Source organism: Cellulomonas sp. (assembly GCF_035634735.1).
In the GTDB taxonomy this organism is placed as follows: Bacteria; Actinomycetota; Actinomycetes; order Actinomycetales; family Cellulomonadaceae; genus Cellulomonas.
This window is the reverse complement of record NZ_DASQCJ010000119.1, coordinates 25,547-36,538: the sequence shown is the minus strand read 5'-3', so window position 1 is coordinate 36,538 and position 10,992 is coordinate 25,547. Positions and strand designations below refer to the sequence as shown.

General features: G+C 76.1%; 10 protein-coding genes. 2 read left to right on the top strand and 8 right to left on the bottom strand.

From position 1 onward, the window contains the following. From VER05_RS10760 to VER05_RS10725, 8 genes are all read right to left on the bottom strand, one after another. On the bottom strand, window positions 1-1,061 hold a 1,061-nt coding region (locus VER05_RS10760; RefSeq protein WP_324845350.1), incomplete at its 3' end, for an amidase family protein. Then, window positions 1,058-1,732 carry an urea amidolyase associated protein UAAP2 gene (locus VER05_RS10755; protein ID WP_324845349.1) on the bottom strand — a complete coding sequence of 225 codons (675 nt, stop codon included), beginning with the start codon at window positions 1,730-1,732 and terminating at the stop codon, window positions 1,058-1,060. The genes VER05_RS10760 and VER05_RS10755, both read right to left, overlap by 4 nt. 2 nt (window positions 1,733-1,734) lie before the next feature. Next, window positions 1,735-2,571 (bottom strand): urea amidolyase associated protein UAAP1, encoded by an 837-nt coding sequence (locus VER05_RS10750; RefSeq protein WP_324845348.1) that lies wholly within the window; start codon window positions 2,569-2,571, stop codon window positions 1,735-1,737. 9 nt (window positions 2,572-2,580) lie between these two features. Beyond that, the gene (locus tag VER05_RS10745) at window positions 2,581-3,222 is read right to left on the bottom strand and encodes an isochorismatase family cysteine hydrolase (RefSeq protein ID WP_324845347.1); all 642 of its coding nucleotides are present in this window, start codon (window positions 3,220-3,222) and stop codon (window positions 2,581-2,583) included. 36 nt (window positions 3,223-3,258) lie between these two features. Beyond that, window positions 3,259-4,257, bottom strand: coding sequence for an ABC transporter permease (locus VER05_RS10740; protein ID WP_324845346.1), 999 nt, complete (start codon window positions 4,255-4,257; stop codon window positions 3,259-3,261). 85 nt (window positions 4,258-4,342) lie between these two features. Then, complete coding sequence (locus VER05_RS10735) at window positions 4,343-5,227, bottom strand: ABC transporter permease (RefSeq protein ID WP_324845345.1); 885 nt, start codon at window positions 5,225-5,227, stop codon at window positions 4,343-4,345. Next, on the bottom strand, window positions 5,224-6,966 hold the full coding sequence (locus tag VER05_RS10730) for an ABC transporter ATP-binding protein (protein ID WP_324845344.1): 1,743 nt from the start codon (window positions 6,964-6,966) through the stop codon (window positions 5,224-5,226). Before VER05_RS10730 ends, VER05_RS10735 begins: the two co-directional genes overlap by 4 nt. 98 nt (window positions 6,967-7,064) lie before the next feature. After that, window positions 7,065-8,681 carry an ABC transporter substrate-binding protein gene (locus tag VER05_RS10725; RefSeq protein WP_324845343.1) on the bottom strand — a complete coding sequence of 539 codons (1,617 nt, stop codon included), beginning with the start codon at window positions 8,679-8,681 and terminating at the stop codon, window positions 7,065-7,067. A gap of 255 nt (window positions 8,682-8,936) precedes the next feature. Here VER05_RS10725 and VER05_RS10720 point away from each other — a divergent pair, with 255 nt between their 5' ends. Both VER05_RS10720 and VER05_RS10715 read left to right on the top strand, forming a co-directional pair. After that, the gene (locus VER05_RS10720) at window positions 8,937-10,202 is read left to right on the top strand and encodes an amidohydrolase family protein (RefSeq protein ID WP_324845342.1); all 1,266 of its coding nucleotides are present in this window, start codon (window positions 8,937-8,939) and stop codon (window positions 10,200-10,202) included. Further along, a complete protein-coding gene (locus VER05_RS10715) occupies window positions 10,195-10,977 on the top strand; it encodes a TetR/AcrR family transcriptional regulator (protein WP_324845341.1) in 783 nt (260 codons plus the stop codon). The genes VER05_RS10720 and VER05_RS10715 overlap by 8 nt, the downstream gene beginning before the upstream one ends. Window positions 10,978-10,992 lie beyond the last annotated feature (15 nt).

Below are 10,992 nucleotides of genomic sequence, written 5' to 3'. Positions count from 1 at the left end.
GCGTCGGCGTCGCCCAGCCCGGCCTCGGCGACGACCCGCAGCTCGGCGAGCGTGACGAGGTCGCCGGCGTACCGGTGCGCGGGCAGCGCGCCCGCGGCGCCGATGATGCGCGCGACCACGGGGTCGAGCCCCGCGGGGGCGGCGTCGACCAGCGCGCCGACGGCGGCGTACCGCTCGGCCACGAAGGCCCCGTCGTACAGCAGCCGCGCGGCGTCGAGGAACGGCGTGAGGTCGACCTCGCGCAGCGCCCACCCCGCGGCCCGGAGCGCTCCGACCGTCGCGTCGAACGCCGACCGCCACAGCGGCGAGAGCGCCGCCAGGTCCGCGGCCCGCGGCACGGCCAGCACCGGGGCGTCGGCCGCCGGCGCCCCGACCTCGGCGCCCACCGCCCGCGCCGCCAGCGCGTCCACCCCGTCCGGCCCCGCCATCAGCCCGACGGCGAGGGCCGCCAGCGGCAGCGACCGCGCGAACACGCCCACGCAGTCGAGGGACCGGCACGCCGGCAGCACGCCGGTGGTCGGCACGAGCCCGGGCGTCGGCTTGACCCCGACGACGCCCTGCAGCGCGGCGGGCACCCGGTTCGACCCGGCGGTGTCCGTGCCCAGCGCCAGGTCGACGATCCCCAGCGCGACCGCGACGGCCGACCCGGAGGACGAGCCGCCGGAGATGCGGTCGGGGTGGTCGGCGGACCGCACGGCGCCGTACGGGCTGCGGGTGCCGACCAGGCCCGTGGCGAACTGGTCGAGGTTCGTCTTGCCCAGCACGACGGCGCCCGCGGCGCGCAGCCGGGCGACGGCCGTCGCGTCGGCCGACGGCGTCCACGCGACGCCCGGGCAGCCCGCCGTGGTCGGCAGCCCCGCGACGTCGATGTTGTCCTTCACCGCGACCAGGCGGCCGAGCAGCGGCAGGTCCGCGCCCGCCGCCGCCCGGCCCGCCTGGGCGCGCACGTCGGCCTCGACGTCGGCCCGGGGCCGCAGGTGGATCCAGACCTCGGGCCGGTCGACCTCGGCGATCCGGGCGTAGGCGCGGTCGACCGCGGCGAGCCCGGCCGCCGAGGTCACGCCGTCCCCTCGGTCACGATCATCCGCACCGGCGTCGGGTCGAACCCGTTGCACGGGTTGTTGATCTGCGGGCAGTTCGACACCAGCACCAGCACGTCGCGCTCGGCGCGCAGCGTCAGGGACAGGCCGGGGGAGGAGATCCCGTCGACGATGCCCAGCGCGCCGTCGGCCTCGACCGGCACGTTCATGTACCAGTTGATGTTCGACACCAGGTCGCGCTTGCCGAGCCCCCGGCGGGCGCCCTCGGCGAGGAAGTTCTCGACGCAGGCGTGCTGGTGCACCGTGTGGTGGCCGTACCGCAGGGAGTTCGACTCCTTGGAGCACGCGCCGCCGATGGTGTCGTGCCGCCCGACCTCGTCGTGGACGAGCGTCATGAGCGCGTCGCCGGTGCCGGCCCGCAGCACGGACCCCTGCACCAGGTAGACGTTCCGCTGCGCGGCGATCGTGTCGGACGCGGAGTACCGGACCGACGGGTCGTGGGCGTCGTACAGCAGGCAGTCGACGGCCTGGTTGCCCTCGAGGTCGACGATCGCAAGCTCCTGCCCGGCGCGGACGACGGTCGACCAGGCGGAGCGGCGGGGGACGACCTCGTCGAGCACGACGGCGGCGTCCGCCAGCCGCGCCGGCACGGGGGCCGCCGACGGGACGGGGGAGGTGGGTGCAGCGGTCATGGTCACAGTCCCCTCGCGCGGGCGTAGTCGATGGTGTTGGCGAAGGCGCGCGCGGCCTCCGGGCCGACGGTCGCCTCGGGGGCGTCGAGCGCCGCGGGCGTGCCGCGCCAGGCGCGCACCCGCAGCGGCGTCGACACGTACTCCGCGCGCGGGTCGACGGGGTGCGGCACGTTCGCGAGCAGCACGACGCACGGCAGCTCCAGCCGCAGCCGGACCCGTGCGCCCGGGCCCGCCGACCCGGTGAACTCGGTCGTGCCGTCGTCGGCGACCCGCACGCCCTGGAAGAACGACAGGCTCGGCGGCACGTCGCGCGCGTCGAGCCCGTTCTTCAGCGCGGCGAGCAGCAGCAGCTCGCGACCGGCGGGGGTGCCGCCCTGCGGGGAGCCGTCGCCGTACCGGGCCTCGTTCGCGGCCCTCGACGACGTGCCGGCGAAGGTGTCGTGCCGGCCCGAGGTGTCCTCGACGACGGTCGCGAGCACCCGGCCCCGGTCGGACAGCAGCATCGAGCCGGCGCCCAGGTAGGCCTGCCACTGGATCTTGACCGTGTCGGCCACGTTCAGCCGCTCGTCGACCTGGGCGGCGTTGGTGAGCACGAGGTGGGCGCACGCGTCGCCCGCCAGGTCGGTCAGCTCGAGCACCGAGCCGCGGGCGAGCACGACGGTGGTGTAGTTCCCGCCGGCGACGGTCTCGGCGTGCAGCCGGTCCCCGGGCGCGACGTCGGCGGGCCAGTCGGCGGCGGTGGCCGCCGGCACGGTGGGCATGGTGTCGACGACCGTGCCGCCCTGGGCGCGCGCGTGGTCACGGGCCCCCAGCGGCGAGGCGGTGGAGATGCTGGTCATCGGTCCTCCTCAGACGGCCTGGGCGGTGGTGGCGAGCGCGCGCTGCACCGCGGGGTTCGGCGTCGCGGTCGCGAGCCACTGCTGCACGTCCTCGGCGGTGACCAGCGCGTCGCGCTGCAGGTAGTCGATGGCGCGCAGCGCGGCGTCGTGCGCCTCCTGGGTCGAGCCGCCGACCGCGTCGGTGACGACCCGCACCCGGTAGTCGTGCTGGTGCGCGTCGACCGCGGTGTAGTGGATGCACACGTCGGTCAGGCCGCCGATGAGGATGACGGTGTCCGCCTGGTAGGCCTTGAGCACGATCTCCAGCTCGGTGCCGAAGAACGCGGAGTAGCGGCGCTTGCGGATGAGGAACTCGTCGGGCCGCGGGTCGAGGCCCTGCGCGAGCTCCGTCTCCGGCCAGCCCTCGACGCAGTGCGGGCCCTCGGCGCCGTCCAGCTCGCGGCCGATGTCGATCAGCGAGGGCTTGTGCACCTCCTGGATCCACACGACCGGGATGCCCTGCTCGCGGCAGGTGGCGATCATCTTCCGGACCCGCGGCGCGCGCTCGGTGCGGCCCGGCATGTACGGGATCTCGGTGCGGGACTCGGCGCGCTCGACGTCGCCGCCCTGGATGTCGACGACGATGAGCACGGCGTTGCCGGTGACGTTCATGGGGGTGGTTCCTTCCGGGGGGTGGTGCGACCGCGCTCAGGCGAGGGCGATGCGGCGGTCGGCGGCGGCCTGGAGGACGTCGACGACGGTGTTGAGCAGGACGTAGACGACGCCGAGCAGCAGGGCGACGCCCGCGATGGCGGGGAAGTCGGAGGCCGCGACGGACTTGTCGAGGTAGGAGCCGACGCCGGGCCAGTCGAAGATCTTCTCGACGACCACCAGGCCGGCCAGGAGCATCCCCGCCTGGATGCCGACCATCGACAGCGTCGGGCCGAGCGAGTTCCGGACGGCGTGCCGGACGAGGATCTGCCGCTCGCCCATGCCGGCGGCGCGGGCGGTGCGGGCGTGGTCGGCGGCCATGTTGGCCTTGAGCCCGTCGACCAGCACCCGGCCGATCGCGACGGCGGGGGAGATCGCGGCACACAGCGCGGGCAGCGCCAGGTGCGCGACCGCGTCGCCGGCGACGTCGAACCGGCCGGCCAGCAGCCCGTCGAGCACCAGGAACCCGGTCGGCCCGGCGGGGGCGTCCCGCAGGCCGGTCCGGCCGCCCGACGGCAGCCAGCCGAGGTTGCCGTAGAACACCAGCAGCGCGACCATGCCGAGCAGGAACGTCGGGGCCGCGGCGCCGCTGAGCAGCACCACCCGGACCACCCCGGCGCCGCGCCACCGCAGCGTCGTCAGGGCCGCGAACGCCACGCCCAGCACCAGCGCGATGCCGAGCACCCACGCCGCGAGCTCGAGGCTGGCCGGCAGCACCTGCGCCAGGTTGTCGGCGACCGGGGTGCGGCTGCGCAGCGAGTTCTGCAGGTCGCCGTGCAGCAGGCCGTCCAGGTACGTGAGGTAGCGCTGCACCAGGGGCTCGTCGAGGCCGAGGCGCTCGCGGGCGGCGGCCACCGCGTCGGCGGAGGCGTTGGCGCCGACGTACGCCTTGGCGGGGTCGACGCCGCTGACCTCCTGCAGGCCGAAAAGCGCCATGGTGAGCGCGAGCAGGACGCCGACCGTGGCGGCGACGCGCTTGACCAGGAACATCACCATGCGAGGGCCTCCTGACGGGTGCGGCGGGTGCGGCGGGGGTGGTGGGCGTGGGCGGGGTCGGCGGGGCGGCCCGCGGGGCCGGGCATCAGCGCCCCCGCATCAGGTCGCGGACGCCGTCGCCGGCGAGGTTCGCCGCCAGGGCGATCACCAGCACCGCGAGGCCGGGGAAGATCGGCACCCACCAGGCCTGCAGCAGGTACGCCATGCCCTGGGCGGCCATCGCGCCGAGCTCCGGCGCGGGCGCCGGCGACGACAGCCCGATGAACGACAGACCGGACAGCGCGACCACCAGGCCGCCGACGTCGAGGCTCGCCGCGACGACGATCGTCGAGCGCACGCCCGGGAGCAGGTGCCGGGTGACCCGGGTGCCCCACGGCGTGCCGGCGAGCCGGGCGGCCTCGAGGTGCGGGCGGGCGGCCCAGGCGCGGACCTCGCCGCGGACCAGCCGCGCGTACAGCGGCCACCAGACGACGGCGACGCCGACCAGCGCCGAGGTGAACGACGCGCCGAGCGCCGCGGCGACGGCCATCGCGATCACCAGGCCGGGCAGGGCCAGGAACAGGTCGGTGGTGCGCATGAGCAGCGCGTCGACCCAGCCGGGCAGCGCCCCGGCCAGCAGGCCGACCAGGCCGCCGACCAGCACGCCCGAGGCGATCACGATCGCGGCGGCGACCAGGCTGGACCGCATGCCGTACAGCAGCCGGGACAGGATGTCGTAGCCCAGCGCGTCGGTGCCGAGCAGGTGCTCCGGGCTCAGCGGCGGCAGGAAGGCGTCGCCGCTGCGCAGGATCGGGGAGTGCGGCGCGAGCACGGGGGCGGCGAGCGCGACCGCGACGATCAGCGCGAGCGCGCCGATGGCGACGAGGTCGACGCCGACGGCACGGTGCCGGACGGCGGTGACGCGGGCCCACCGGCGGGCGGCGCGGGTGCGGGCGCCGCCCGGGGTGACGGCGAGGTCGGCGGTGGTCACAGCGCGGCTCCGATCACGGGGGAGGTGGCGACGCGGTCGCGGCGGTGCTGCGGGCCCGGGATCGCGCCGAGCAGCGTGCGGGTGTACTCGTGCTGCGGGCGCCCGCAGACCTCGTCGGTCGGGCCGACCTCGACGATCCGGCCCTCGCGCATCACCGCGATGCGGTCCGCGACGATCCGCGCGGCGGCGAGGTCGTGGGTCACGAACAGCACGGACATCCCGAGCTCCCGGCGCAGCCGGCCGATCAGGTTGAGCACGGTGGCGGCGAGCGACACGTCGAGCGCGCTGGTCGGCTCGTCGCAGAGCAGGACGGTCGGCGGCACGATCACCGCGCGGGCGAGCGCGACGCGCTGCCGCTGGCCGCCGGACAGCTGGTCGCCGCGGGCTCGCGCCGTCTCCGGCGGCAGGCCGACGGTGCGCAGCGCGTCGAGCACCCGGTCCTGCCGCTCCGCCCGGGACATCCCGGTCACGTGCGCCTGCAGCCGCTCGTCGAGCATCGTGCCGACCCGCAGCCAGGGCGTGAGCGAGGCGCCGGCGTCCTGGAACACCATCTGCGGGGCGGCGCCCGCGGCGACGGTCACCGCACCCGACGTGGTGGTCTCCAGCCCGGCGACCACGCGGAGCAGCGTCGACTTGCCGCAGCCCGACTCGCCGACCAGGGCGACGGCCTCGCCGGCGCGCACCTCGAGGTCGACGCCGCGCAGCGCCGGCAGCTCGCGGCGCCGCCAGGGCGGACCGCTCCGGAACACGCGGTGCGCGTCGCGGACCGTGACCGCCGCGCCGTCGCGCAGCACGACCGGGGGCCAGACGGCGGGGAGCCCCGGGGCAGGGGCGCCGGGAGCGAGGTCGAGCACGCCGTCGGCGCCGACCGCGACGTCGTCGTCCGCGGGGGCCGGGGCGGCCGGCGCGGCGGGCGCCGCCGGGGCGACCGGCATCGCCGCCAGCGGCCGGTCCCGCGGCGTCCGCAGGTCGATCCGCGACCGCAGCAGGTTCTTCGTGTACGCGTGCGCCGGGTTGCCGAACACCTCGTCGACGCCCGCGGACTCGACGACCCGGCCGTGCTGCATCACGGCGATCCGGTCGCAGACCTGCGCCGCGACGCCGAGGTCGTGCGTGACGAACACGATCGAGCAGCCGATGTCCTCGCGCAGCGTCAGCAGCAGGTCGAGGATCTGCGCCTGCACCGTGACGTCGAGGGCCGTCGTCGGCTCGTCGGCGAGGATCAGCGAGGGGCGGCGGGCCACGGCGAGCGCGATCATCACCCGCTGGCGCAGGCCGCCGGACAGCTGGTGCGGGTACGCCTTCAGCCGGTCGGCGGCGCGGGGGATGCCGACGTCCTCCAGCAGGGACAGCGCGTGGGCCCGGCCGCGGGTGACCTCGCCGAGCTGGCGCCCGATCGTCATCGTCGGGTCCAGCGAGGTCATCGGGTCCTGGAACACCGCGCCGACGTGCTGCCGGCGGGCGGCGCGGCGGGCCGCGTCGGGGGCGCCGATCATGTCGGTGCCCGCCAGGTCGACCGACCCCGAGACGACCGGCCGGGCGGTGGCGGGCAGCAGGCCCATGACCGACAGGCCGAGGATGCTCTTGCCCGAGCCGGACCCGCCGACCAGGCCGACGACCTCGCCGCGCTCGACGGTCAGGTCGACGCCGCGGACGGCGTGCACGGTCTCTCCGTCGCGGGTCAGCCGGACGTCGAGGCCGTCGACGCGCAGCACGGGGGCTGTGCCGGTTCCGGGCATGGGGGGTCTCCTTCGCAGGGGGACGACGAGAGGTGGAGCCCGGGGCGGGGCGCGTCAGGGGGTGGCTGCCCCGCCCCGGGGTCTCGGGTGGCGCGGGGTCAGCCCCGGCCGAGGGCCGCGAAGTGCAGCACGTCGTACTCGAGGACGTTCTGCGCCTCGGTCGTGCCGGTGATGTCCGGCGTCGTCAGCAGGGTGGTGTTGAGCGAGCCGATCGAGTACCAGTAGCGCGTCGCGTTGATGGCCTCGGCGACGGGGGCGTACGCCGTGATGTCCTCGCTGGCGCGGGCGGCGTCCAGCAGGTCGGGCAGCCCCGGCACCTCGGCCCCGAACAGGTCCAGGCCACCGGCCGGGGTGTAGATGATGCTCGCCCAGGCGTCGGGGTGGCCGGCGTCGGGGAACACCGAGAACACCGCGAGGTCGGGGCCGTCGGCGCCCTCGTCGGCGATGCCGTAGATCGTGCCCGCGGAGTACGCGACGGCCTCGGCCGGGATGCCGGCGGTGCTCAGCCGCGAGCCCAGCTCCTCGGCGACGGCCTTGCCGTCCGCGCTCGACCCGGCGTACGCGATCCGCACGGTGCCGGACTCCGGCGCGCCCAGCGCGTCCCAGGCGCCCTCGTCGTGGGCGATCCCCTGGTCGTCGATGCTCGCGTCGACCATCCCCTGCGGGAACAGCTGGTCGGTCGGCACCTCCAGGCTGCCCATCGCCTCGTCGATGATCGACTCCTTGTCGATCCCGGCGAACAGCGCCTCGCGGTCCGCGACGTCCGCCAGCCAGGCCGACCCCGGGTTCACGTAGATCATCTGCGTCGTGAAGTTCGGGAAGGTCGACGTGGTGACGTCCTCGCTGCCCTCGAACGACTCGAACGACGTCTTGTTCAGGTTGCCGAGGATGGCGTCGATCTCGCCGCGCTCGAGCTGCAGCTGGGCCGACGAGGCGTTCTCGGCGACCTGGATCTCGATCGACGTGAGCTCCGGGGCGTCGCCCCAGTAGCCGTCGTACGCGGTGAGCTCGTAGCGCTCGCCGGTCTCGACGCCGGTCAGCTCGTACGGGCCGGTGCCGGCGTCGTGCGTCGTCAGGTAGGTCTGCGCGAAGTCGTCGCCGGCCTCGTCCGCGAGGACCGCCGGGCTGATGAGCTTCACGCCGAACGGCGAGGCGAGGTAGCCGAGGAACGCCGCGTTCGGGGCGGTGAGCGTGACGACGGCGGTGAGGTCGTCCGGGGTCTCGACGGACGCGACGTCGCCGACCATGTACGCCGGGCCGGCGTCGACCTGCGTGCGGCGCTCGAACGACGCCTTCACCGCCTCGGAGGTCAGCTCCGTGCCGTCGTGGAACGTGACGCCCGACCGCAGGGTGAACGTGTAGGTGAGGCCGTCGTCCGAGACGGTCCACTCCTCGGCGAGCTCCGGGACGATCGTCGGCTCCTCGACGCCGTCGGCGTACGCCACCAGGCCCTCGTAGGTGTTCTCGATGATGTTGAGGCCGGGGCCGTCGTAGTTGACGTCCGGGTCCGGCGGCGTGGTGTAGCCGGTGAGCATGACGGCGGTGAACGTGTCGTCGCCGCCGGCGGTGCCGCCGCCGACGGTGCCGCTCTGGCCGCACGCGGTGAGGGCCAGCAGCCCGGCGACGGCGACCGCGGCCGCGGCGACGGCGCGGGGGCGGGCGGGGGTGCGGCGGCAGGCGGACCGCGTGGTGGCGCGGACGGTGCTCGGGCTCATGCTCGGTGCCTCTCGGTCGGGGGTGCGTCGACGGGGTGCGGGAGGAAGGGGCCGCGACGCCGAGGGGAGGGAGGTGCGGGGCGGGCGGACCCCGGGGGATCCGCGCCGTGGTGCGGCCGACGCATTTCCTGTCGGTGACCGGAAAAGTAGACCCGGGTCGTTGCGCCGGGGTTGCCGGGTGTTGCCGGGACGTAAAATCTGTCGGCGACAGGTAATGGGCTAGCCTGGCCGCTCCCGACCCCGAGGAGCCCGCCCGTGACCGACCTGCTGCTGCGCGACGTGCGCCTGATCGACGGCACCGGGGCCGAGCCGCGCCCGGGGACGGACGTGCTCGTCGCGGACGGCCTCGTGGCGGGGGTCGGGCCGACCGGGACGGTGGTGCCCGGGTGGGCGACCGCGGACCCGGCGCGGCTGACCGTGGTCGAGGGCGCCGGGCGCACGCTGCTGCCGGGGTTCCTCGACTGCCACGTGCACGTCAGCACGCTGCCCGGCGGCGACACCCTCGGGACCGTCCTGGCGCCGGAGTCGCTGCTCACGCTGCGGTCGGTCCCGCACCTGTCCGCGACGCTCGACGCCGGCGTGACCACCGCGCGCGACCTCGCCGGTGCCGACTCCGGGTTCCGGGACGCGCTCGAGCAGGGGCTGGTGCGCGGGCCGCGGCTGCAGGTCGCCATCCGGATCCTGTCGATCACCGGCGGGCACGGCGACTGGCGCACGATCGAGGGCACCCCGCTCGACACCGGCCCCGGCGCGGGCGCGGTCGCCGACTCGCCGGCGGAGTTCGTCCGCGCGGTCCGCGAGGTGCTGCGCCAGGGCGCCGACTGGGTCAAGGTCGCCGCGACCGGCGGGATGGGCAGCCCCCGCAGCCACCCGGAGTCGGGCGGGCTGTCCGAGCCCGAGCTGCGCGCCGTCGTCGAGGAGGCCGACCGGCACGGCGGCGTGGGGGTCGCCGGGCACGCGCAGGGCGCCGCGGGGATCGCCGCCGCCGTCCGCGCCGGGGTCCGCAGCGTCGAGCACGGCTACCTGGTCGACGACGCGACGATCGACCTCATGGGGGAGCGCGGGACCTGGCTGGTGCCGACCCTGTCGACGCTGACCCGGCCGGTCGCGGACGGGGTCGCGCCGTGGGTGGCCGCCAAGCGCCGTGCCCTGCAGGAGACGGCGCGGGAGCGGCTGCACGCGGCGATCTCGGCCGGCGTGCCGGTCGCGCTCGGCACCGACGCCGGCATCGCCCCGCACGGCACGAACCTCACCGAGCTGGCGCTGCTGGTCGAGCACGGCCTCTCGCCGGCCGCGGCGGTGGTCGCGGGGACGTCCGGGGCGGCGCGGATGCTCGGGATCGCGGACCAGGTGGGGACGGTGGCGCCGGGGCTGCGCGCCGACCTGGTGCTCACCGACGTCGACCCCCTCACCAGCATCGACGGGCTCGCGGACCCGCGGCGGGTGCGGCTGGTGGTGCAGGATGGGCGGGTCGTCAAGGACGCCCGCGCCGACGACGGGAGGACGGTGCCCCGTGGCTGACCGGGCCGAGACAGCGCAGCCCGCCGCGCCCGTCGGCGCGCCCGCCCAGCCCGCCGCGCCCGCCGCGCCGCGTCGCCGGGGCCGGCCCCGGTCCGCCCCGCGTGCGAACTCCGCGCTGAGCACCCGCGACGAGATCCTCGCCGCCGCCGCGTCGCTGTTCGGCTCGCAGGGCTACACCGAGACCACGACCCGGCAGATCGCCGACGCCGTCGGGATCAAGCAGGCGTCGCTGTACTACCACTTCGCCGACAAGAGCCAGATCCTGCGCTCGCTGCTCAAGGGCACGGTGGCGCCGTCGGTGCAGCTCGCCGACTGGCTGCGCACGGCCGGCCCGGGCGGTGGGCCCGTCGACCCGGCCGCCGCGCTCGCCGGGCTGGCGCGGTACGACCTGGACGGCCTGCTGCGCGACCGGTGGAACCTGCACGTCGTCTACCGGCTGCTCGACATCGCCGAGACCGAGTTCGCCGAGACCCGGGAGAGCCAGGTCGCGCTGCGCGGGCACTACCGGGCGTTGTCCGCGGCGGTGCTGGAGCGGCAGGGGGTCGACGCGGCGGCGCTGCCGGACGCGGACCTGGAGCTGGTGTTCGGGCTGGTGGAGGGCATCATCAGCCAGCGGCAGTGGGGCGACGACGGCACCCGCGCGGCCTACGCCGAGGCCGTGGTGCGCGGCTGCCTGCGCCTGGTGCACGTCCCGGAGCCGGAGATCGCGGCCGCGGTCGCCGCGGGCGAGGCCCTGGCGGTCCGGTTCCGCACCGAGGTCCCCCAACCGGACTGACCCCGCCCTGCCCGC